Annotated in this window: 21 protein-coding genes and 1 pseudogene; 15 read left to right on the top strand and 7 right to left on the bottom strand. The window is 50.9% G+C overall.

Features of this window, described 5'->3' with window-relative positions:
• The first annotated feature begins 57 nt into the window (after nt 1-57).
• The 4 genes from ugpA to ugpQ are packed head-to-tail and all read left to right on the top strand — an operon-like array spanning nt 58 to nt 3,599.
• On the top strand, nt 58-945 hold the full coding sequence (ugpA, locus tag ACJHYO_RS18780) for a sn-glycerol-3-phosphate ABC transporter permease UgpA (RefSeq protein WP_000099282.1): 888 nt from the start codon (nt 58-60) through the stop codon (nt 943-945).
• Complete coding sequence (ugpE, locus tag ACJHYO_RS18775; protein ID WP_000572181.1) at nt 942-1,787, top strand: sn-glycerol-3-phosphate ABC transporter permease UgpE; 846 nt, start codon at nt 942-944, stop codon at nt 1,785-1,787. The genes ugpA and ugpE overlap by 4 nt, the downstream gene beginning before the upstream one ends.
• 1 nt (nt 1,788) lies before the next feature.
• The gene (gene ugpC / locus ACJHYO_RS18770) at nt 1,789-2,859 is read left to right on the top strand and encodes a sn-glycerol 3-phosphate ABC transporter ATP binding protein UgpC (RefSeq protein ID WP_000907827.1); all 1,071 of its coding nucleotides are present in this window, start codon (nt 1,789-1,791) and stop codon (nt 2,857-2,859) included.
• The gene (ugpQ, locus tag ACJHYO_RS18765) at nt 2,856-3,599 is read left to right on the top strand and encodes a glycerophosphodiester phosphodiesterase (RefSeq protein WP_000073619.1); all 744 of its coding nucleotides are present in this window, start codon (nt 2,856-2,858) and stop codon (nt 3,597-3,599) included. Before ugpC ends, ugpQ begins: the two co-directional genes overlap by 4 nt.
• Here the strand turns inward: ugpQ and ACJHYO_RS18760 are convergent.
• On the bottom strand, nt 3,586-4,026 hold the full coding sequence (locus ACJHYO_RS18760; RefSeq protein WP_000826132.1) for a DUF2756 family protein: 441 nt from the start codon (nt 4,024-4,026) through the stop codon (nt 3,586-3,588). The genes ugpQ and ACJHYO_RS18760 overlap by 14 nt on opposite strands.
• 119 nt (nt 4,027-4,145) lie before the next feature.
• Here ACJHYO_RS18760 and ggt point away from each other — a divergent pair, with 119 nt between their 5' ends.
• Nucleotides 4,146-5,879, top strand: coding sequence for a gamma-glutamyltransferase (ggt, locus tag ACJHYO_RS18755; protein ID WP_000595137.1), 1,734 nt, complete (start codon nt 4,146-4,148; stop codon nt 5,877-5,879).
• A 37-nt stretch (nt 5,880-5,916) separates the two neighbouring features.
• Here the strand turns inward: ggt and ACJHYO_RS18750 are convergent, their stop codons facing one another.
• The 5 genes and pseudogenes from ACJHYO_RS18750 to yhhY all read right to left on the bottom strand — a co-directional run bounded on the left by ACJHYO_RS18750 (nt 5,917) and on the right by yhhY (nt 9,044).
• Nucleotides 5,917-6,201, bottom strand: coding sequence for a YrhB family protein (locus ACJHYO_RS18750; RefSeq protein ID WP_000634151.1), 285 nt, complete (start codon nt 6,199-6,201; stop codon nt 5,917-5,919).
• Between the two features lie 199 nt (nt 6,202-6,400).
• A pseudogene (locus ACJHYO_RS18745) lies at nt 6,401-6,556 on the bottom strand (hypothetical protein).
• 94 nt (nt 6,557-6,650) lie between these two features.
• Nucleotides 6,651-7,145: a protein YrhA gene (gene yrhA / locus ACJHYO_RS18740; RefSeq protein WP_000988512.1), complete on the bottom strand. Its 495-nt coding sequence runs from the start codon at nt 7,143-7,145 to the stop codon at nt 6,651-6,653.
• Nucleotides 7,142-8,320 carry a type VI secretion system tube protein TssD gene (gene tssD / locus ACJHYO_RS18735; protein WP_410232540.1) on the bottom strand — a complete coding sequence of 393 codons (1,179 nt, stop codon included), beginning with the start codon at nt 8,318-8,320 and terminating at the stop codon, nt 7,142-7,144. Before tssD ends, yrhA begins: the two co-directional genes overlap by 4 nt.
• Before the next feature lie 235 nt (nt 8,321-8,555).
• The gene (yhhY, locus tag ACJHYO_RS18730; RefSeq protein ID WP_001350439.1) at nt 8,556-9,044 is read right to left on the bottom strand and encodes an N-acetyltransferase; all 489 of its coding nucleotides are present in this window, start codon (nt 9,042-9,044) and stop codon (nt 8,556-8,558) included.
• A gap of 333 nt (nt 9,045-9,377) precedes the next feature.
• On the opposite strand from yhhY, the gene ACJHYO_RS18725 reads away from it, so the two are divergent.
• The 5 genes from ACJHYO_RS18725 (at nt 9,378) to gntU (ending at nt 14,331) form a co-directional block, all read left to right on the top strand.
• Complete coding sequence (locus ACJHYO_RS18725) at nt 9,378-10,415, top strand: oxidoreductase (RefSeq protein WP_000236276.1); 1,038 nt, start codon at nt 9,378-9,380, stop codon at nt 10,413-10,415.
• 122 nt (nt 10,416-10,537) lie between these two features.
• The gene (gene yhhW, locus ACJHYO_RS18720) at nt 10,538-11,233 is read left to right on the top strand and encodes a quercetin 2,3-dioxygenase (protein WP_000639817.1); all 696 of its coding nucleotides are present in this window, start codon (nt 10,538-10,540) and stop codon (nt 11,231-11,233) included.
• 92 nt (nt 11,234-11,325) lie between these two features.
• Complete coding sequence (gene gntR / locus ACJHYO_RS18715) at nt 11,326-12,321, top strand: gluconate operon transcriptional repressor GntR (RefSeq protein ID WP_000730252.1); 996 nt, start codon at nt 11,326-11,328, stop codon at nt 12,319-12,321.
• Nucleotides 12,322-12,459: 138 nt separating this feature from the next.
• Nucleotides 12,460-12,987, top strand: a complete 528-nt coding sequence (gene gntK, locus ACJHYO_RS18710) for a gluconokinase (protein WP_000108320.1) — start codon at nt 12,460-12,462, stop codon at nt 12,985-12,987.
• Nucleotides 12,988-12,990: 3 nt separating this feature from the next.
• Nucleotides 12,991-14,331 carry a gluconate transporter gene (gene gntU / locus ACJHYO_RS18705; RefSeq protein ID WP_000210122.1) on the top strand — a complete coding sequence of 447 codons (1,341 nt, stop codon included), beginning with the start codon at nt 12,991-12,993 and terminating at the stop codon, nt 14,329-14,331.
• Nucleotides 14,332-14,387: 56 nt separating this feature from the next.
• On the opposite strand, the gene yhgN is transcribed toward gntU, so the two are convergent.
• On the bottom strand, nt 14,388-14,981 hold the full coding sequence (gene yhgN / locus ACJHYO_RS18700; RefSeq protein ID WP_001002544.1) for an NAAT family transporter YhgN: 594 nt from the start codon (nt 14,979-14,981) through the stop codon (nt 14,388-14,390).
• A 191-nt stretch (nt 14,982-15,172) separates the two neighbouring features.
• Between yhgN and asd the strand changes: the two genes are divergently transcribed.
• The 5 genes from asd (at nt 15,173) to glgA (ending at nt 23,451) form a co-directional block, all read left to right on the top strand.
• A complete protein-coding gene (gene asd / locus ACJHYO_RS18695; RefSeq protein ID WP_000799949.1) occupies nt 15,173-16,276 on the top strand; it encodes an aspartate-semialdehyde dehydrogenase in 1,104 nt (367 codons plus the stop codon).
• A 272-nt stretch (nt 16,277-16,548) separates the two neighbouring features.
• Nucleotides 16,549-18,735, top strand: coding sequence for a 1,4-alpha-glucan branching enzyme (glgB, locus tag ACJHYO_RS18690; protein WP_001283711.1), 2,187 nt, complete (start codon nt 16,549-16,551; stop codon nt 18,733-18,735).
• Nucleotides 18,732-20,705, top strand: coding sequence for a glycogen debranching protein GlgX (glgX, locus tag ACJHYO_RS18685; RefSeq protein ID WP_049595523.1), 1,974 nt, complete (start codon nt 18,732-18,734; stop codon nt 20,703-20,705). The genes glgB and glgX overlap by 4 nt, the downstream gene beginning before the upstream one ends.
• 17 nt (nt 20,706-20,722) lie before the next feature.
• Nucleotides 20,723-22,018: a glucose-1-phosphate adenylyltransferase gene (glgC, locus tag ACJHYO_RS18680; protein WP_000253975.1), complete on the top strand. Its 1,296-nt coding sequence runs from the start codon at nt 20,723-20,725 to the stop codon at nt 22,016-22,018.
• Complete coding sequence (gene glgA, locus ACJHYO_RS18675; protein WP_001197646.1) at nt 22,018-23,451, top strand: glycogen synthase GlgA; 1,434 nt, start codon at nt 22,018-22,020, stop codon at nt 23,449-23,451. The genes glgC and glgA overlap by 1 nt, the downstream gene beginning before the upstream one ends.
• Nucleotides 23,452-23,463 lie beyond the last annotated feature (12 nt).

The following is a 23,463-nucleotide window of genomic DNA, read 5'->3' as shown; positions in this document are numbered from 1 at the left end:
ATCGCGTGTAGGCCGGATAAGCGAAGCGCATCCGGCACAGTTCAGGAATTAACTGTAATGTCATCATCCCGTCCGGTGTTCCGCTCGCGCTGGCTGCCTTATTTGCTGGTCGCGCCGCAGCTCATCATCACCGTTATCTTTTTTATCTGGCCTGCGGGCGAAGCGTTGTGGTACTCGCTACAAAGCGTCGATCCGTTTGGTTTCTCCAGCCAGTTTGTCGGCCTGGATAATTTCGTCACGCTGTTTCACGACAGCTACTATCTCGACGCCTTCTGGACGACGATAAAATTCAGCACCTTTGTCACCGTCAGCGGTTTGCTGGTATCGCTGTTCTTCGCAGCGCTGGTGGAGTACATCGTGCGCGGCAGCCGTTTCTATCAAACCTTGATGTTGCTACCGTATGCCGTGGCTCCCGCCGTTGCCGCGGTATTGTGGATCTTTCTGTTTAACCCTGGTCGCGGGCTGATCACCCATTTTCTCGCTGAGTTCGGCTACGACTGGAACCACGCGCAAAACAGCGGTCAGGCGATGTTCCTGGTGGTGTTTGCCTCAGTGTGGAAGCAAATCAGCTACAACTTTCTGTTCTTCTATGCCGCGCTGCAATCCATCCCCCGTTCGTTGATCGAAGCCGCAGCCATTGATGGGGCTGGCCCGATTCGCCGCTTCTTTAAGATTGCGCTGCCGCTTATCGCTCCGGTGAGTTTCTTCCTGCTGGTGGTGAACCTGGTGTATGCCTTCTTCGACACCTTCCCGGTGATCGACGCCGCCACGTCCGGCGGGCCAGTACAGGCCACCACGACGCTGATTTATAAGATTTACCGTGAAGGCTTTACCGGACTGGATTTGGCTTCGTCTGCCGCGCAGTCGGTGGTGTTGATGTTCCTCGTCATCGTGCTGACGGTGGTGCAGTTCCGCTATGTTGAAAGCAAGGTACGTTACCAATGATTGAGAACCGTCCGTGGCTGACAATATTCAGCCATACCATGCTGATCCTCGGGATCGCGGTGATCCTCTTCCCGCTGTACGTGGCGTTTGTCGCGGCGACGCTGGATAAACAAGAAGTCTATGCCGCACCGATGACGCTAATCCCCGGCACACATCTGCTGGAAAACATCCACAACATCTGGGTAAACGGGGTAGGCACGAATAGCGCGCCGTTCTGGCGGATGTTGCTTAACAGCTTTGTGATGGCGTTCAGCATTACGCTCGGCAAAATTACCGTCTCGATGCTCTCGGCATTTGCCATTGTCTGGTTTCGTTTTCCGCTACGTAACCTCTTCTTCTGGATGATTTTTATCACCCTGATGCTGCCGGTTGAAGTGCGTATCTTCCCGACGGTGGAAGTCATCGCCAACCTGAAAATGCTCGACAGCTACGCAGGTTTAACGCTGCCGCTGATGGCCTCGGCGACCGCCACGTTTCTGTTTCGCCAGTTCTTTATGACCCTACCGGATGAACTGGTGGAAGCCGCGCGGATCGACGGCGCGTCGCCAATGCGTTTCTTTTGCGACATCGTTTTTCCGCTGTCCAAAACCAATCTGGCGGCGCTGTTTGTGATCACCTTTATTTACGGCTGGAACCAGTATTTGTGGCCGTTGTTGATTATTACCGACGTTGATCTCGGCACCACCGTGGCAGGGATTAAAGGGATGATCGCCACAGGCGAAGGCACAACGGACTGGAACTCGGTGATGGCGGCGATGTTGTTAACCCTGATCCCACCAGTAGTGATTGTTTTAGTGATGCAGCGTGCCTTCGTGCGCGGCCTGGTCGATAGTGAGAAATAAGATGGCAGGACTGAAATTACAGGCAGTAACCAAAAGCTGGGATGGCAAAACCCAGGTCATTAAACCGCTGACCCTTGATGTGGCGGATGGCGAATTTATCGTGATGGTCGGGCCGTCTGGCTGCGGGAAATCGACGTTATTGCGAATGGTTGCCGGACTGGAGCGGGTAACGACGGGCGATATCTGGATCGACCGCAAGCGTGTCACCGAAATGGAGCCGAAAGATCGCGGGATTGCGATGGTGTTCCAGAACTACGCGCTCTATCCGCATATGAGCGTAGAGGAGAACATGGCGTGGGGGCTGAAAATTCGCGGCATGGGCAAGCAACAAATTGCCGAACGTGTTAAAGAAGCGGCGCGCATTCTGGAGCTGGACGGCCTGCTTAAGCGCCGCCCGCGTGAGCTATCCGGCGGTCAGCGTCAGCGTGTGGCGATGGGGCGTGCGATTGTGCGTGAGCCGGCAGTGTTCCTGTTTGATGAGCCGCTCTCTAACCTCGATGCCAAGTTGCGTGTGCAGATGCGTCTTGAACTGCAACAGCTGCACCGTCGCCTGAAAACGACTTCACTCTACGTTACCCACGATCAGGTTGAGGCGATGACGCTCGCCCAGCGAGTAATGGTGATGAACGGCGGCGTCGCCGAACAGATTGGCACGCCAGTTGAAGTGTACGAAAAGCCCGCCAGCCTGTTTGTGGCGAGTTTTATCGGCAGCCCGGCGATGAACCTACTGGCTGGCCGCGTGAATAACGAAGGTACGCATTTCGAACTGGATGGTGGTATTACGCTGCCGCTAAACGGTGGCTACCGTCAGTATGCCGGGCGTAAAATGACCCTCGGCATTCGCCCGGAACATATAGCGCTAAGCTCGCAGGCAGAAGGTGGTGTGCCGCTGGTGATGGACACGCTGGAGATCCTCGGCGCAGATAACCTGGCGCACGGACGTTGGGGCGAACAGAAGCTGGTGGTGCGACTGGCGCATCAGGAGCGCCCGACGGCAGGCAGCACGCTGTGGCTGCATCTGCCGGAAAATCAGCTGCATCTTTTTGATGGTGAAACAGGACAACGAGTATGAGTAACTGGCCTTATCCCCGCATCGTCGCCCATCGTGGTGGCGGTAAGCTGGCCCCGGAAAACACCCTGGCAGCAATCGACGTCGGGGCAAGATACGGTCATAAGATGATCGAATTTGACGCAAAGTTATCGAAAGATGGCGAGATCTTCCTGCTCCATGACGATAATCTCGAACGTACCAGCAACGGTTGGGGCGTTGCGGGCGAGCTGAACTGGCAGGATTTACTGCGCGTGGATGCAGGCAGTTGGTACAGCAAAGCGTTTAAAGGTGAGCCGCTGCCGTTGCTTTCGCAGGTGGCGGAACGCTGCCGCGAACACGGGATGATGGCGAATATCGAAATCAAACCCACCACTGGCACTGGACCATTAACGGGCAAAACGGTGGCGTTGGCGGCACGCGAACTGTGGACCGGTATGACGCCGCCGCTGCTGTCATCGTTTGAGATTGATGCTTTAGAAGCCGCGCAACAGGCAGCACCGGAACTGCCGCGTGGTTTATTGCTTGATGAATGGCGCGACGACTGGCGAGAATTGACCGCGCGACTGGGCTGCGTCTCTATTCATCTCAATCATAAGTTGCTCGATAAAGCGCGAGTGATGCAGTTGAAAGATGCCGGATTACGGATTCTGGTTTATACCGTCAATAAACCCCAGCGCGCGGCAGAGTTGCTGCGCTGGGGCGTGGATTGCATCTGTACCGATGCGATTGACGTGATTGGTCCGAACTTTACGGCCCAATAGTTTTCAACGGAATGTCAGGCTGCGGCGTGCTGGGCTGATTCAGCATGTCGCCGTTTCTCCTCTCCGGCAGAATATGCTGCTGATTCAACGAACTATCCGGATTACGGTTGCTGTTTAACATCCCGCCGTTGGTGTTGGGCAGCATTTGCTGCCGGGCGGGATTTCGCTCCCCCGGCTGTGACTGCAACACCCGCTGAGAATTATTGTTTATCTGGTTTTCTAAATGCTGCTGTTGCAGCTGCGTTTGCGTTTTCAGTTGCTGGTTCAGCATCCCTTTTTGCTGGATTTGCTGCGTCTGCATTTGAGTTTGCATCCGCTGCTGGCTGGGGATCTGATATCCCGGCTGGTTAGGGTTGTTCAGAGTATTAATGGGCTGTGCAAAGCCGACAAACGGCAGGAGTGCCGTCAAAAGCAGAAGTCGTTTCATCGCGTATCCTCCTCTGAAGATATTCTTTAAGTTTACTCGCTTCCCGGCAAAACGATGATTAATTCAGAGTTATATACCAGGCTTAGCTGGGGTTGCCCCTTAATCTCTGGAGAATAACGATGATAAAACCGACGTTTTTACGCCGGGTGGCCATTGCTGCTCTGCTCACAGGAAGTTGTTTTAGTACGGTAGCCGCGCCACCTGTTTCTTATGGTGTGGAGGAAGATGTCTTCCATCCGGTACGCGCTAAGCAGGGAATGGTGGCGTCTGTAGATGCTACTGCCACTCAGGTGGGGGTGGATATCCTCAAGGAGGGCGGGAATGCCGTTGATGCTGCCGTGGCGGTGGGCTACGCGCTGGCAGTAACGCATCCGCAGGCAGGGAATCTGGGCGGCGGTGGTTTTATGCTGATCCGCTCGAAAAATGGCAATACCACGGCTATCGATTTCCGCGAAATGGCACCCGCCAAAGCGACCCGCGATATGTTCCTCGATGATCAGGGCAACCCGGACAGCAACAAATCACTCACTTCGCATCTGGCTTCCGGCACACCCGGTACGGTAGCGGGTTTCTCGTTGGCGCTGGATAAATACGGCACCATGCCGTTGAATAAAGTGGTGCAACCGGCGTTTAAACTGGCACGCGATGGTTTTATCGTTAACGACGCGCTGGCTGACGATCTCAAAACCTACGGCAGTGAAGTGCTGCCGAACCACGAAAACAGCAAAGCTATCTTCTGGAAAGAGGGCGAACCGCTGAAAAAGGGCGACAAGCTGGTGCAGGCGAACCTGGCAAAGAGCCTGGAGATGATTGCCGAAAACGGCCCGGATGAATTCTACAAAGGCACGATAGCGGAACAGATTGCCCAGGAGATGCAGAAAAACGGTGGCTTGATCAGCAAAGAAGATTTAGCGGCATATAAAGCGGTCGAACGCACACCGATAAGCGGCGATTATCGCGGGTATCAGGTTTACTCCATGCCACCGCCATCTTCCGGCGGTATTCATATCGTACAAATCCTCAATATTCTGGAAAACTTCGATATGCAGAAGTACGGCTTTGGCAGCGCCGACGCGATGCAAATCATGGCAGAAGCTGAGAAATACGCCTATGCCGACCGCTCGGAATATCTTGGCGACCCGGATTTTGTCAAAGTACCGTGGCAGGCGCTGACCAATAAAGCCTATGCCAAATCTATTGCCGATCAAATCGATATCAATAAAGCGAAGCCATTCAGCGAAATTCGTCCTGGCAAGCTTGCGCCTTATGAGAGTAATCAAACTACCCATTACTCAGTAGTGGATAAAGACGGTAACGCCGTGGCGGTGACCTATACGCTGAACACCACCTTCGGTACGGGCATTGTCGCGGGCGAGAGCGGTATTTTGCTCAATAACCAGATGGATGATTTCTCCGCCAAACCAGGCGTACCGAACGTTTACGGGCTGGTGGGCGGCGATGCCAACGCCGTCGGGCCGAATAAACGCCCTCTGTCGTCGATGTCACCAACCATTGTGGTCAAGGATGGTAAAACCTGGCTGGTCACCGGAAGCCCAGGCGGTAGCCGGATTATCACCACTGTGCTGCAAATGGTGGTGAATAGCATCGATTATGGAATGAACGTCGCCGAAGCGACCAATGCGCCGCGTTTCCACCATCAGTGGTTGCCGGACGAGCTGCGTGTCGAAAAAGGGTTTAGCCCGGATACGATCAAGCTGCTGGAAGCAAAAGGTCAGAAAGTGGCGCTGAAAGAGGCGATGGGCAGTACACAAAGCATTATGGTTGGGCCGGACGGTGAGCTGTACGGTGCATCCGACCCGCGCTCGGTGGATGATTTAACGGCGGGGTATTAAGGTTAGCGGCCCTCTTAGTGGGAAGAGGGCCGTATTGTCAGGGCAAGCCGAAGGTAGCCTTTTTTATTTCATAATCCTGTAGATATTCTTCCAGTGGCTTTGTCGTTCCCAGAGAATGAATTTCACCACTGCCTTTATCAACAATAAAAGGTGCGTTACCAGCTAAGCGCGCGGCCTCATCTCCAGTTTCGAGAAATTCTCGTGCTTCGAAACAGAAATACCAGCCCTGGCTAAAGCGTCCATGTAGAGTAATGACGACCGGGAGATTTGCATCATCGAGGTAATTGTTCGCTTCCGCGAATGCGTCGTGATAAGTAATCATAATTATAATAAATATTATTGTTTAGCGTTATATTATTATTCCTGCGTTATACATTGAGCAAAGACGCGTTCATCTTCGTCAAAGATATTATTAAATGCTGGTTTTGAAAAGAGTTCATCGGATAAGGTATAGTCACAAAATAAGTATCTGCTAATATTTTGTGATTTATTTTCCAGAACGTCGAACCGGATTTGCTCATTTAAGATATCAGAATCTTATGATTCGGGTAAAAGTCTAACCAAATCAACATGTCACTAAGATCATCATCGCCATTAGCTATTTCAGTTTAAATAGCGACTACATGTCTTCGGTCCATCTCACTTAAGGAGTGTAGTTCCGTTGTAAGTTTTTCTATAGCTTGTATTGATAAATTTCGATCAAGAAATTTACTGCTGGTAAACTCTAAAAAGATGGCATGGTTTACAATGATTTTGGTTACCTTTTTATTATTATGAACAACTGTCCATGATTTCGTTTAAGAATGAAGAGAAATCACTAAACGAACTGAATATATTTTCTGTGCCAATATTATCTCTAATTTCAAAAAAGTTACTTTTAATGTCATAAGTAAATATTGAAATGCTATCATCCCCGATCACTAACCGTTCTTGTAAGTCAGGATTTATGAAATCATCATTATCTCTATAAAATTCATTTACGGCAAAAAGGTTTTTAACTGAAGGTTCTGGAATCGAGAGGCTAAATAATCGTAATCCATTAACTTCGAATCCATCCATTGCTCTTAAAAAAGTAAGATAATCAGGTTGATTATTAAAGAGAATACTAACTTCATTACATAACTTCTCCAGGCAATTAGTTGAGTTAGAATTAAATTTTATTTGGATTATACTTTCAATAAATGATTCCTTGAGCGGTGCTTCAAATGGATAGTCTAAATCATTCATCATTTTTTTTAATTTACTTATTTGGGTTTTAGTCATCATTTTGTGGGTTCCATAATATTTTTCATGGGAGGATAAATTGAGCCAGATGGAATGGCCCAGGGAGTGATTTTGCTTTCACCCACTAATATTCTCTTAGCTATTCGTGATTGCATGTTAGTAAAAACCTTATGATATGGTTCGTTTTCGATTAATACTAAATTTTCCAAATCATTAGTACCACCATCATCTAGAGATAGTTTATGGTGTACATTATAATTTAGAGGAACATTGCCCTTTCTCATTCTTAAAAGGTCTTCGGCGTTGAATCTTCCAGATGCTTCGGAGGTTTTTGCAAGTTTGATAAGAAAATTTTTTCTTACATTTTTATTAAACTCCTTTCGTAAGTTAGCTAAGTCTTTTGAAGGTCTCTTAATGTATATTATTTCTATTATGTCTATACTATCAAGAAGTTTTTGTTGGCCTCTAAGTTTGCCTAAGTAACTATTTATTTCTGTATATGTATCAACATTAGAACGCTTTGTTAAAAGAATAGATGCTGTTGCTATCGCTATGCCCGCTGTTTTTTCATTTAGTATTTGATCATAGCCTTTGATTGCATCTCCACCCAGTTTTTCCGCAGTATCTCTGAATCCTTCAATGTTCCCATTGTATACGCCACCAGCAGCAAGTAGCCTGCCAACAGCTTCGCTGTTTAACGTTTTTAAACCATTATTTGTTTTGTTTTTTGAATTTGGTAAAAACAAGCGGTTATAATTTTCAGGGAGTGCCAAATAGCTGAACTCGGTGTTAGTGATAAGATGTTGGCAGAGGATAAATTCATAACTAACAGTTATTGTTTCTGTATCCAGTTGGTTTTCAAAGATCTGGTGATGAATAGCCGATAAAAAAGCGCCTCTTAGTTGTATATAATAATACTTTTCCCATCTACCAAATCTATTTATTCGATAGAAGTCAAATTCCATAAATAATTGTTCATTATTGTTAATGGAATTAATAAATAATGGAGTGCTTTTATCAATTAATTTACAAAATGTTATACCATGGAACTGTGAACCAAGCCCCGTATTAGTAATACTATTTAAGAGTGAGAATGTAAATATTTCATCCTCATGCCCGCTCTGCCAGCGATTACCTATAGATTCAGTAGTCCCACAACCTGCGGAGATGCTTCCTTGTTGTTCTCCCGTTACTGTCAGATAAACAATATTACTCATCCCTGAAAAGTCCTTTTATGGCATGCTATTTTATCAATGGCAATATTATGCTTGTTAATTGTTATTTATTTACTCCAGGAAATTGTAGGCGTATATATTAAAAAATAAAATATTACACTTTAGGAAGTAATTATGAGGTAAATCTCATATATTTATTGGGAAAATAAATACCTTAAAGGAAGGTATGCCGATTTTGAATGACACCCTTTTTCCATCTCAGAAAAAGGGCACTATCTTACTTCACCCGCGCCATATAATACGCATCGACATATTCACCATTACGCAGCGCGTACTTCTTGCCAGTCCCTTCAATCTCAAAGCCAAATTTTTTATAGACCTTAATTGCTGGCGCGTTATCGACGAACACCGTTAGCTCAATACGATCTACCCGCAACCAGTTGTCGCACATTTCAATCATCTCTCGCATCAGGGCGCTGGCGACGCCGTGGTTCTTCCAACGGGAGTCGACACAGATACCAAAATCGGCAACATGACTGCGGCGTGGGCGTTGTTGCACGTCAATGGTGAGATGGCCTACGACGATTCCATCAATACAGGCGACTAACTGCTTGATGCCAGGGCGAGCGGTGAGTCGTTCCAGCCACATTTGTTCTGAAGGATGAGGCACCTGTAGCGTGTTGTAATACACCTCCGGCTGGGCGTGAATCTGCCTGATGGCCTCGTAATCGCGTGTTTCTGCGTGGCGTATTACTATCTCACTCATTCCTTTGTCCTCTTTGGGGTAAATGTCCCTTTCAACATCATTGACTTTCAAATGCGAGTCAAATGCATTTTTTTGCAAAAAGTGTTGGACAAGTGCGAATGAGAATGATTATTATTGTCTCGCGATCAGGAAGACCCTCGCGGAGAACCTGAAAGCACGACATTGCTCACATTGCTTCCAGTATTACTTAGCCAGCCGGGTGCTGGCTTTTTTTTTGATCTTTCGTTCTCAATTTATCCCCGGGAAGTGCTTGTGTTCGTTATGCGCACTCCAGTAGGAACCACGTCCGCTTTGCGCTAAGGTGTAAATAACCACCTTAAAAAGGACGAAATCATGGTCATTAACTGCGCCTTTATTGGCTTCGGCAAAAGCACCACCCGTTACCATCTGCCGTATGTACTTAACCGCAAGGATAGCTGGCATGTCGCGCATATTTTTCGCCGCCATGCGAAGCCGGAAGAACAGGCCCCCATTTATTCCCATATCCATTTCACCAGCGATCTCGACGAAGTGCTAAACGATCCCGATGTTAAGCTGGTTGTCGTCTGCACCCACGCGGACAGCCACTTCGAGTACGCGAAGCGCGCGCTGGAAGCCGGGAAAAATGTGCTGGTCGAAAAACCGTTCACTCCGACAATTGCGCAGGCGAAAGAGCTGTTTGCACTGGCGAAAAGCAAAGGGCTGATCGTTACGCCGTATCAGAATCGTCGCTTTGATTCCTGCTTCCTGACAGCGAAAAAAGCGATTGAAAGCGGCAAGCTGGGAGAGATTGTCGAAGTGGAAAGCCATTTTGACTATTACCGCCCGGTGGCAGAAACCAAACCGGGGCTGCCGCAGGATGGCGCGTTCTATGGCCTTGGTGTGCATACGATGGACCAGATTATTTCTCTGTTCGGTCGCCCGGATCACGTCGCTTATGACATCCGCAGCCTGCGTAATAAAGCCAATCCGGACGACACCTTTGAAGCGCAGCTGTTTTATGGCGATCTAAAAGCCATCGTCAAAACCAGCCATCTGGTGAAAATCGATTATCCGAAATTTATCGTTCACGGTAAGAAAGGTTCGTTTATTAAATACGGTATCGACCAGCAGGAAACCAGCCTGAAGGCTAATATTATGCCGGGCGAACCAGGATTCGCAGCGGATGATTCGGTCGGTGTGCTGGAGTATGTCAATGACGAGGGCGTGACGGTAAGAGAAGAGATGAAGCCAGAGATGGGCGATTATGGGCGCGTTTATGATGCGTTGTATCAAACCATCACCAACGGTGCGCCAAATTACGTCAAGGAATCTGAAGTTCTTACGAATCTGGAAATCCTTGAACGCGGTTTTGAGCAAGCTTCTCCCTCCGCAGTGACTCTCGCGAGGTAAGTTTGATGGCCCCTCGAATAGTTCAATTTTTTTGAACAGAGGGGTCAATTTTCACCCTCTATCATCCCAGGCGGATCGGGTCCACACTAAGCCCATCGAAATCATTCAGGGGGCGAATACAAATGATCTACTTACGCAAAGCAAATGAACGCGGTCATGCAAATCATGGCTGGCTGGACTCCTGGCATACTTTCTCTTTTGCCAACTATTACGATCCGAATTTTATGGGCTTCTCTGCGCTGCGCGTGATTAACGACGACGTGATTGAAGCAGGGCAGGGCTTCGGCACTCACCCGCATAAAGATATGGAAATTTTGACCTACGTGCTGGAAGGTACTGTTGAGCACCAGGACAGCATGGGCAATAAAGAGCAGGTTCCGGCGGGTGAGTTCCAGATTATGAGTGCGGGTACGGGTATTCGTCACTCAGAGTACAACCCAAGCAGCACCGAGCGTCTGCATCTGTATCAGATCTGGATCATGCCTGAAGAAAACGGTATTACGCCGCGTTATGAACAGCGTCGCTTCGATGCCGTGCAGGGCAAACAACTGGTGCTTTCGCCGGATGCGCGAGATGGTTCATTGAAAGTGCATCAGGATATGGAACTGTATCGTTGGGCGCTGGTGAAAGATGAGCAGTCGGTGCATCAGATTGCCGCTGAACGCCGCGTCTGGATCCAGGTGGTGAAAGGTAATGTCACCATTAACGGCGTAAAAGCTTCGACCAGCGATGGTCTGGCAATCTGGGATGAGCAGGCGATTTCCATCCATGCTAATAGCGACAGCGAAATCCTGCTGTTCGATTTACCGCCAGTCTAAATTTATCTCACAAACCTTCCTGAGGAATCAGGAAGGTTGTGATGCGTCCGTGTTAAACTAAGAGAATCTATCTCTTTTGTACCTTCAGGACGATGAAAAAGAAAAGACCCGTACTTCAGGATGTGGCTGACCGTGTAGGCGTGACTAAAATGACGGTCAGCCGTTTTTTACGCAACCCGGAGCAGGTTTCCGTCGCTCTACGCGGCAAGATTGCCGCCGCTCTTGATGAACTGGGTTATATTCCCAATCGCGCGCCCGATATACTCTCTAACGCCACCAGCCGGGCGATTGGCGTCCTGTTACCTTCTCTCACCAACCAGGTTTTCGCGGAAGTATTACGCGGAATCGAAAGCGTCACCGACGCGCACGGTTATCAAACCATGCTGGCGCACTACGGTTATAAACCGGAAATGGAGCAAGAACGCCTCGAATCAATGCTCTCATGGAATATCGACGGCCTGATCCTCACCGAACGTACCCACACGCCGCGTACCTTAAAGATGATTGAAGTGGCGGGGATTCCGGTGGTGGAGTTGATGGACAGTAAGTCGCCGTGCCTCGATATCGCCGTCGGTTTTGATAACTTTGAAGCGGCACGCCAGATGACCACCGCCATTATTGCTCGCGGGCATCGTCACATTGCCTATCTCGGCGCACGCCTCGACGAACGTACTATCATCAAACAGAAGGGATACGAACAGGCGATGCTGGATGCAGGCCTGGTGCCGTATAGCGTGATGGTTGAGCAATCTTCTTCTTACTCTTCCGGTATTGAACTGATTCGCCAGGCGCGGCGGGAATATCCGCAGCTGGATGGCGTGTTCTGTACTAATGATGACCTGGCGGTCGGCGCGGCGTTTGAATGTCAGCGTCTGGGGTTAAAAGTTCCTGACGATATGGCGATTGCCGGTTTCCACGGTCATGACATTGGTCAGGTGATGGAGCCACGGCTGGCGAGTGTGCTGACGCCGCGTGAGCGGATGGGCAGCATTGGCGCTGAGCGCCTGCTGGCGCGTATTCGTGGCGAATCTGTGACACCGAAAATGTTAGATTTAGGTTTCACCTTGTCACCGGGCGGATCTATTTAAGCCTACAAATTTGAAGTAGCTCACACTTATACACTTAAGGCACGGATGGATATTGCTTCTGATATTGTCCGGCTGGACAATGTTACCGATAACAGTTACCCGTAACATTTTTAATTCTTGTATTGTGGGGGCACCACTTTGAGCACGACTAACCATGATCACCACATTTACGTCTTGATGGGCGTATCGGGCAGCGGCAAATCTGCGGTCGCCAGTGAAGTGGCGCATCAACTTCATGCCGCGTTTCTTGATGGCGATTTCCTCCATCCGCGCTGCAATATCGAAAAAATGGCGTCTGGCGAACCGCTGAATGACGACGATCGCAAACCGTGGTTGCAGGCGCTGAACGACGCCGCGTTTGCTATGCAGCGCACCAATAAAGTATCGCTGATCGTCTGTTCTGCACTGAAAAAACACTATCGCGACTTGCTGCGTGAAGGTAATCCTAATCTCTCTTTCATCTACCTGAAAGGCGATTTTGATGTGATTGAAAGCCGCCTGAAAGCGCGCAAAGGCCATTTCTTTAAAACCCAAATGCTGGTGACGCAGTTTGAAACGCTGCAGGAGCCGGGTGCGGACGAAACCGATGTACTGGTGGTGGATATTGATCAACCGCTGGAAGGTGTTGTGGCAAGCACCATTGAGGTTATTAAAAAAGGCAAATAAGTAGTGACTACATTAACGCTTGTTTTAACAGCAGTAGGGTCTGTTTTACTGCTGCTGTTTTTAGTCATGAAGGCGCGTATGCACGCTTTCCTGGCTTTAATGGTGGTGTCCATGGGGGCTGGCCTTTTTTCCGGTATGCCGCTCGATAAAATCGCAGCGACGATGGAAAAAGGGATGGGAGGCACCCTCGGCTTCCTGGCGGTGGTTGTCGCTCTGGGAGCCATGTTTGGTAAGATCTTACATGAAACCGGCGCGGTCGATCAGATTGCCGTCAAAATGCTCAAATCCTTCGGTCACAGCCGCGTGCATTATGCCATCGGCCTTGCGGGGCTGGTTTGTGCGCTACCGCTGTTCTTTGAAGTGGCGATTGTTCTGCTGATTAGCGTTGCTTTCTCAATGGCGCGCCACACCGGCACGAACCTGGTGAAGCTGGTAATCCCATTATTCGCCGGCGTGGCGGCAGCGGCTGCGTTCCTGGTGCCTGGGCCAGCGCCAATGCTGCTGGCATCGCAGATGAATGCCGATTTTGGCTGGATGATCCTGATTGGCCTGTGCGCGGCAATTCCGGGAATGATTATTGCCGGGCCGCTGTGGGGTAATTTCATCAGCCGCTACGTGGAGTTGCATATTCCTGACGACATCAGCGAACCGCATCTCGGCGAAGGCAAAATGCCGTCCTTCGGATTCAGCCTGTCGCTGATCCTGTTGCCACTGGTGCTGGTGGGGCTGAAAACCATTGCCGCGCGTTTTGTGCCAGAAGGCTCTACTGCTTACGAATGGTTCGAGTTTATCGGCCATCCGTTTACCGCGATTCTGGTTGCTTGCCTGGTGGCGATTTACGGTCTGGCAATGCGTCAGGGTATGCCAAAAGACAAAGTGATGGAGATTTGCGGTCACGCGCTGCAACCGGCGGGGATCATTCTGCTGGTGATTGGTGCGGGCGGCGTGTTCAAACAGGTGCTGGTTGACTCTGGTGTCGGTCCGGCACTGGGCGAAGCGTTAACCGGCATGGGCCTGCCGATTGCCATCACCTGCTTCGTGCTGGCAGCTGCAGTGCGCATCATTCAGGGTTCTGCTACCGTTGCCTGTTTAACGGCGGTGGGATTGGTAATGCCGGTCATTGAACAACTGAACTACTCCGGTGCGCAAATGGCGGCGCTGTCGATTTGTATCGCCGGTGGTTCGATTGTTGTCAGCCACGTTAACGACGCGGGTTTCTGGTTGTTCGGTAAATTTACCGGCGCGACCGAAGCCGAAACGCTTAAAACCTGGACCATGATGGAAACCATCCTCGGCACTGTCGGTGCCATCGTTGGGATGATTGCGTTCCAGCTGTTGAGTTAAGTTTGTTTACCCGGTAGTTCTGACGCTACCGGGCTCTTTTCGAAAAACTCTCCTCGTTACCCCTTCATCCACATTCGAATGCCGTCGAGGAACATCTGAGTTGCCATCATCACCAGAATCAATCCCATCAGGCGTTCAAGTGCATTCACCCCTTTCTCGCCCAGCAGACGTAAAAATAGCGAAGACTGTAGCAGGATGACAAAGGTGCCACCCCAGGCCAGCAGCAGAGCAATTACCAGATGTCCCATCTGATTCGGGTACTGATGAGACAACAACATCAGCGTGGCGAGAATAGTCGGCCCGGCGACTAACGGAATTGCCAACGGCACGATAAACGGCTCTTCACCTGCCGGAAGCCCGCTGCTATTTCCTGAAGCGCTGGGGAAAATCATCTTAATGGCGATCAGAAACAGAATGATGCCGCCAGAAATGGAGACGGTTTCTGCTCGCAGGCTGAGAAATGCCAGAATTTTCTCACCCGCAAACAGGAACACCAGCATCACCAGGAGAGCAATAAGCAACTCCCGCACCATGATTGCCCGCCGTCTTTTCGGTTCAGTATGTTTCAGTACGGACATGAAAATAGGTAGGTTTCCGAGCGGATCCATAATCAGGATCAATAAAACTGCTGCAGAAATGATTTCATTCATAACTCAAATTCCCTGATAATTGCCGCGGACTTTCTGCGTGCTAACAAAGCAGGATAAGTCGCATTACTGATGGCTTCGCTATCATTGATTAATTTCACTTGCGACTTTGGCTGCTTTTTGTATGGTGAAAGATGTGCCAGGAGGAGACCGGCACATTTATACAGCACACATCTTTGCAGGAAAAAACGCTTATGAAAAATGTTGGTTTTATCGGCTGGCGCGGTATGGTCGGCTCCGTTCTCATGCAACGCATGGTTGAAGAGCGCGACTTCGACGCCATTCGCCCTGTCTTCTTTTCTACTTCTCAGCTTGGTCAGGCTGCGCCGTCTTTTGGCGGAACCACTGGCACACTTCAGGATGCCTTTGATCTGGAGGCGCTAAAGGCCCTCGATATCATTGTGACCTGTCAGGGCGGCGATTATACCAACGAAATCTATCCAAAGCTTCGTGAAAGCGGATGGCAAGGTTACTGGATTGACGCAGCATCATCTCTGCGCATGAAAGATGACGCCATCATCATTCTTGACCCCGTCAATCAGGACGTCATTACCGACGGATTAAATAATGGCATCAGGACTTTTGTTGGCGGTAACTGTACCGTAAGCCTGATGTTGATGTCGCTGGGGGGTTTATTCGCCAATGATCTTGTTGATTGGGTGTCCGTTGCAACCTACCAGGCCGCTTCCGGCGGTGGTGCGCGACATATGCGTGAGTTATTAACCCAAATGGGCCATCTGTATGGCCATGTGGCAGATGAACTCGCGAACCCGTCCTCTGCTATTCTCGATATCGAACGCAAAGTCACAACCTTAACCCGTAGCGGTGAGCTGCCGGTAGATAACTTTGGCGTGCCGCTGGCGGGTAGCCTGATTCCGTGGATCGACAAACAGCTTGATAACGGTCAGAGCCGCGAAGAGTGGAAAGGGCAGGCGGAAACCAACAAGATCCTCAACACATCTTCCGTAATTCCGGTAGATGGTTTATGTGTGCGTGTCGGGGCATTGCGCTGCCACAGCCAGGCATTCACTATTAAATTGAAAAAAGATGTGTCTATTCCGACCGTGGAAGAACTGCTGGCTGCGCACAATCCGTGGGCGAAAGTTGTTCCGAACGATCGGGAAATCACTATGCGTGAGCTAACCCCAGCTGCCGTTACCGGCACGCTGACCACGCCGGTAGGCCGCCTGCGTAAGCTGAATATGGGACCGGAGTTCCTGTCAGCCTTTACCGTGGGCGACCAGTTGCTGTGGGGGGCCGCGGAGCCGCTGCGTCGGATGCTTCGTCAACTGGCGTAATCTTTATTCATTAAATCTGGGGCGCGATGCCGCCCCTGCTAGTGCGTAATACAGGAGTAAGCGCAGATGTTTCATGATTTACCGGGAGTTAAATAGAGCATTGGCTATTCTTTAAGGGTGGCGGAATACACGAGTATTCACAGCCTTACCTGAAGTGAGGACGACGCAGAGAGGATGCACAGAGTGCTGCGCCGTTCAGGTCAAAAAAATGTCACAACCAGAAGTCAAAAATTCAGTTGGATGGGGTGACACAATAAAACAGGAAGACAAGCATGTCCGATCGTATCGATAGAGACGTGATTAACGCGCTAATTGCAGGCCATTTTGCGGATCCTTTTTCCGTACTGGGGATGCATAAAACCACCGCGGGACTGGAAGTCCGTGCCCTTTTACCCGACGCTACCGATGTGTGGGTGATTGAACCGAAAACCGGGCGCAAACTCGCAAAACTGGAGTGTCTCGACTCACGGGGATTCTTTAGCGGTGTCATTCCGCGACGTAAGAATTTTTTCCGCTATCAGTTGGCTGTTGTCTGGCATGGTCAGCAAAACCTGATTGATGATCCTTACCGTTTTGGCCCGCTAATCCAGGAAATGGATGCCTGGCTATTATCTGAAGGTACTCACCTACGTCCGTATGAAACCTTAGGCGCGCATGCAGATACTATGGATGGCGTCACAGGTACGCGTTTTTCTGTCTGGGCTCCAAACGCCCGTCGGGTCTCGGTGGTTGGGCAATTCAACTACTGGGACGGTCGCCGTCATCCGATGCGACTGCGTAAAGAGAGCGGAATCTGGGAACTGTTTATCCCCGGGGCGCATAACGGTCAGCTCTATAAATACGAGATGATTGATGCCAATGGCAACTTGCGTCTGAAGTCCGACCCTTATGCCTTCGAAGCGCAAATGCGCCCGGAAACCGCGTCTCTTATTTGCGGGCTGCCGGAAAAGGTTGTGCAGACTGAAGAGCGCAAAAAAGCGAATCAGTTTGATGCGCCAATCTCTATTTATGAAGTTCACCTGGGCTCCTGGCGTCGCCACACCGACAACAATTTCTGGTTGAGCTACCGCGAGCTGGCCGATCAACTGGTGCCTTATGCTAAATGGATGGGCTTTACCCATCTCGAGCTACTGCCCATTAACGAGCATCCCTTCGATGGCAGTTGGGGTTATCAGCCAACCGGCCTGTATGCACCGACCCGCCGTTTTGGTACTCGCGACGACTTCCGTTATTTCATTGATGCCGCACACGCAGCTGGTCTGAACGTGATTCTCGACTGGGTGCCAGGCCACTTCCCGACCGATGACTTTGCGCTTGCCGAATTTGATGGCACGAACTTGTATGAACACAGCGATCCGCGCGAAGGCTATCATCAGGACTGGAACACGCTGATCTACAACTATGGTCGCCGTGAAGTCAGTAACTTCCTTGTCGGTAACGCACTTTACTGGATTGAACGTTTTGGTATTGATGCGCTGCGCGTCGATGCGGTGGCGTCAATGATTTATCGCGACTACAGCCGTAAAGAGGGGGAATGGATCCCGAACGAATTTGGCGGTCGCGAGAATCTTGAAGCGATTGAATTCTTGCGTAATACCAACCGTATTCTTGGTGAGCAGGTTTCCGGTGCAGTGACAATGGCGGAGGAGTCTACCGATTTCCCTGGCGTTTCTCGTCCGCAGGATATGGGCGGTCTGGGCTTCTGGTACAAGTGGAACCTCGGCTGGATGCATGACACCCTGGACTACATGAAGCTCGACCCGATTTATCGTCAGTATCATCACGATAAACTGACCTTCGGGATGCTCTACAACTACACTGAAAACTTCGTCCTGCCGTTGTCGCATGATGAAGTGGTCCACGGTAAAAAATCGATTCTCGACCGGATGCCGGGCGACGCATGGCAGAAATTCGCTAACCTGCGCGCCTACTACGGCTGGATGTGGGCATTCCCGGGCAAGAAACTACTGTTCATGGGGAACGAATTTGCCCAGGGCCGCGAGTGGAACCATGACGCCAGCCTCGACTGGCATCTGTTGGAAGGCGGCGATAACTGGCACCACGGTGTCCAGCGTCTGGTGCGCGATCTGAACCACACCTACTGCCACCATAAAGCAATGCATGAACTGGATTTTGACCCGTACGGCTTTGAATGGCTGGTGGTGGATGACAAAGAACGCTCGGTGCTGATCTTTGTGCGTCGCGATAAAGAGGGTAACGAAATCATCGTTGCCAGTAACTTTACACCGGTGCCGCGTCATGATTATCGCTTCGGTATTAACCAGCCGGGTAAATGGCGTGAAATCCTCAATACCGATTCCATGCACTATCACGGCAGTAATGCAGGCAATGGCGGCGCAGTACACAGCGATGAGATTGCCAGCCACGGTCGTCAGCATTCACTGAGCCTGACGCTACCACCTCTGGCCACTATCTGGCTGGTTCGGGAGGCAGAATGACACAACTCGCCATTGGCAAACCCACTCCCCTCGGCGCGCATTACGACGGTCAGGGCGTCAACTTCACACTTTTCTCCGCTCATGCCGAGCGGGTAGAGCTGTGTGTCTTTGATGCCAATGGCCAGGAACATCGCTATGACTTGCCAGGGCACAGTGGCGACATTTGGCACGGTTATCTGCCGGATGCGCGCCCGGGTTTGCGTTATGGTTATCGCGTTCATGGCCCCTGGCAACCTGCCGAGGGGCATCGCTTTAACCCGGCGAAGTTGTTGATTGATCCTTGCGCGCGGCAAATTGACGGGGAGTTTAAAGATAACCCGCTGCTGCACGCCGGTCATAATGAACCTGACTATCGCGACAACGCCTCCATTGCGCCGAAATGCGTAGTGGTGGTTGATCACTATGACTGGGAGGATGATGCCCCGCCGCGCACGCCGTGGGGCAGCACCATCATTTATGAAGCCCATGTCAAAGGATTAACGTATCTGCACCCGGAGATCCCGGTCAATATCCGCGGCACTTATAAAGCCCTGGGGCATCCGGTGATGATCAACTATTTGAAACAGTTGGGCATTACCGCGCTGGAACTGCTGCCGGTGGCACAATTTGCCAGCGAACCACGTCTGCAACGTATGGGGCTTAGTAACTACTGGGGTTATAACCCGGTGGCGATGTTTGCGCTGCATCCGGCGTATGCCTGCTCCCCAGAAACGGCGCTGGATGAGTTTCGCGATGCAATCAAAGCACTGCATAAAGCGGGTATCGAAGTCATTCTTGATATCGTGCTCAACCATAGTGCGGAACTGGACCTCGACGGCCCGTTATTCTCGCTGCGTGGGATCGACAACCGTAGCTATTATTGGATAAGAGAAGACGGCGATTATCACAACTGGACCGGTTGTGGTAACACGCTCAATTTGAGTCATCCGGCGGTGGTAGATTATGCCAGCGCCTGCCTGCGTTATTGGGTAGAAACCTGCCACGTCGATGGTTTCCGCTTTGATCTGGCGGCAGTCATGGGCCGTACGCCAGAGTTTCGTCAGGATGCGCCGTTGTTTACCGCTATCCAGAACTGCCCGGTGCTCTCGCAGGTGAAGTTAATTGCTGAACCGTGGGATATCGCTCCTGGTGGTTATCAGGTGGGAAATTTCCCGCCGCTGTTTGCCGAGTGGAACGATCATTTCCGCGATGCAGCCCGTCGTTTCTGGCTGCATTATGATTTACCTCTGGGAGCGTTTGCCGGGCGTTTTGCTGCCTCCAGCGATGTTTTTAAACGTAATGGTCGTCTGCCGAGTGCCGCGATTAATCTCGTCACCGCGCATGACGGTTTTACGCTTCGCGACTGCGTTTGCTTCAACCATAAACACAATGAAGCAAACGGAGAAGAAAATCGCGACGGGACCAACAACAATTACAGTAACAATCATGGTAAAGAAGGGTTAGGCGGTACTCTTGATCTGGTTGAACGGCGGCGCGACAGCATTCACGCCCTGTTAACAACGTTGTTGCTCTCCCAGGGTACGCCGATGTTACTGGCCGGTGACGAACATGGTCACAGCCAGCGTGGCAATAACAATGCCTACTGTCAGGATAACCAATTAACCTGGTTGGACTGGTCGCAGGCAAGCAGTGGTTTAACCGCATTTACCGCCGCGTTAATCCATCTGCGCAAGCGCATTCCCGCTTTGATGGAGAATCGCTGGTGGGAAGAAGGCGACGGCAATGTCCGTTGGCTAAATCGATATGCTCAACCTTTAAGCACGGATGAGTGGCAAAACGGGCCGAAACAGCTGCAAATTCTGCTCTCGGATCGCTTTTTGATCGCAATTAACGCCACGCTTGAGGTAACAGAGATTGTTTTACCTGCTGGGGAGTGGCACGCCATTCCCCCATTCGCTGGAGAGGATAACCCAGTGATTACGGCTGTCTGGCAGGGACCTGCACACGGATTGTGTGTGTTCCAGAGATGATAAAAAAGGAGTTAGTCATGGTTAGTTTAGAGAAGAACGATCACTTAATGTTGGCGCGCCAGCTGCCATTGAAATCTGTTGCCCTGATACTGGCGGGAGGACGTGGTACCCGCCTGAAGGATTTAACCAATAAGCGAGCAAAACCGGCCGTACACTTCGGCGGTAAGTTCCGCATTATCGACTTTGCGCTGTCTAACTGCATCAACTCCGGGATCCGTCGTATGGGCGTGATCACCCAGTACCAGTCCCACACTCTGGTGCAGCACATCCAGCGCGGCTGGTCATTCTTCAATGAAGAAATGAACGAGTTTGTCGATCTGCTGCCAGCACAGCAGAGAATGAAAGGGGAAAACTGGTATCGCGGCACCGCAGATGCGGTCACCCAAAACCTCGACATTATCCGCCGTTATAAAGCGGAATACGTGGTGATCCTGGCGGGCGACCATATCTACAAGCAAGACTACTCGCGTATGCTTATCGACCACGTCGAAAAAGGTGCACGTTGCACCGTTGCTTGTATGCCAGTACCGATTGAAGAAGCCTCCGCGTTTGGCGTTATGGCGGTTGATGAGAACGATAAAATTATCGAATTCGTTGAAAAACCAGCTAACCCGCCGTCAATGCCGAACGATCCGAGCAAATCTCTGGCGAGTATGGGTATTTACGTCTTTGACGCCGACTATCTGTATGAACTGCTGGAAGAAGACGATCGCGATGAGAACTCCAGCCACGACTTTGGCAAAGATTTGATTCCCAAGATCACCGAAGCCGGTCTGGCCTATGCGCACCCGTTCCCGCTCTCTTGCGTACAATCCGACCCGGATGCCGAGCCGTACTGGCGCGATGTGGGTACGCTGGAAGCTTACTGGAAAGCGAACCTCGATCTGGCCTCTGTGGTGCCGGAACTGGATATGTACGATCGCAATTGGCCAATTCGCACCTACAATGAATCATTACCGCCAGCGAAATTCGTGCAGGATCGCTCCGGTAGCCACGGGATGACCCTTAACTCACTGGTATCCGGCGGTTGTGTGATCTCCGGTTCGGTGGTGGTGCAGTCCGTTCTGTTCTCGCGCGTTCGCGTGAATTCATTCTGCAACATTGATTCCGCCGTATTGTTACCGGAAGTATGGGTAGGTCGCTCGTGCCGTCTGCGCCGCTGCGTCATCGATCGTGCTTGTGTTATTCCGGAAGGCATGGTGATTGGTGAAAACGCAGAGGAAGATGCACGTCGTTTCTATCGTTCAGAAGAAGGCATCGTGCTGGTAACGCGCGAAATGCTACGGAAGTTAGGGCATAAACAGGAGCGATAATGCAGGTTTTACATGTATGTTCAGAGATGTTCCCGCTGCTTAAAACCGGCGGTCTGGCTGATGTTATTGGGGCATTACCCGCAGCACAAATCGCAGACGGCGTTGACGCTCGCGTACTGTTGCCTGCATTTCCCGATATTCGCCGTGGCGTGACCGATGCGCAGGTAGTATCCCGTCGTGATACCTTCGCCGGACATATCACGCTGTTGTTCGGTCATTACAACGGGGTTGGCATATACCTGATTGACGCGCCGCATCTCTATGATCGTCCGGGAAGCCCGTATCACGATACCAACTTATTTGCCTATACCGACAACGTATTGCGTTTTGCGCTGCTGGGGTGGGTTGGGGCAGAAATGGCCAGCGGGCTTGACCCATTCTGGCGTCCTGATGTGGTGCATGCGCACGACTGGCATGCAGGCCTTGCGCCTGCGTATCTGGCGGCGCGCGGGCGTCCGGCGAAGTCGGTGTTTACTGTGCACAACCTGGCCTATCAAGGCATGTTTTATGCACATCACATGAATGACATCCAATTGCCATGGTCGTTCTTTAATATTCATGGGCTGGAATTCAACGGACAAATCTCTTTCCTGAAGGCCGGTCTGTACTATGCCGATCACATTACGGCAGTCAGCCCAACCTACGCTCGCGAGATCACCGAACCGCAGTTTGCCTACGGTATGGAAGGTCTGTTGCAACAGCGTCACCGTGAAGGGCGTCTTTCCGGCGTACTGAACGGCGTGGACGAGAAAATCTGGAGTCCAGAGACGGACTTACTGTTGGCCTCGCGTTACACCCGCGATACGTTGGAAGATAAAGCGGAAAATAAGCGCCAGTTACAAATCGCAATGGGGCTTAAGGTTGACGATAAAGTGCCGCTTTTTGCAGTGGTGAGCCGTCTTACCAGCCAGAAAGGTCTCGACCTGGTGCTGGAAGCCTTACCTGGTCTTCTGGAGCAGGGCGGGCAGTTGGCGCTACTCGGCGCGGGCGATCCGGTGCTGCAGGAAGGTTTCCTTGCGGCGGCAGCGGAATACCCCGGCCAGGTGGGCGTTCAGATTGGCTATCACGAAGCATTTTCGCATCGCATTATGGGCGGCGCGGACGTCATTCTGGTGCCCAGCCGTTTTGAACCGTGCGGCTTAACGCAACTTTATGGATTGAAGTACGGTACGCTGCCGTTAGTGCGGCGCACCGGTGGGCTTGCTGATACGGTTTCTGACTGTTCTCTTGAGAACCTTGCAGATGGCGTCGCCAGTGGGTTTGTCTTTGAAGATAGTAATGCCTGGTCGCTGTTACGGGCTATTCGACGTGCTTTTGTACTGTGGTCCCGTCCTTCACTGTGGCGGTTTGTGCAACGTCAGGCTATGGCAATGGATTTTAGCTGGCAGGTCGCGGCGAAGTCGTACCGTGAGCTTTACTATCGCTTGAAATAGTTTTCAGGAAAC

It is taken from the genome of Escherichia sp. WS1118 (assembly GCF_046487695.1).
Taxonomy (GTDB): Bacteria; Pseudomonadota; Gammaproteobacteria; order Enterobacterales; family Enterobacteriaceae; genus Escherichia; species Escherichia coli.
This window is presented reverse-complemented; position numbering and strand designations above follow the sequence as displayed.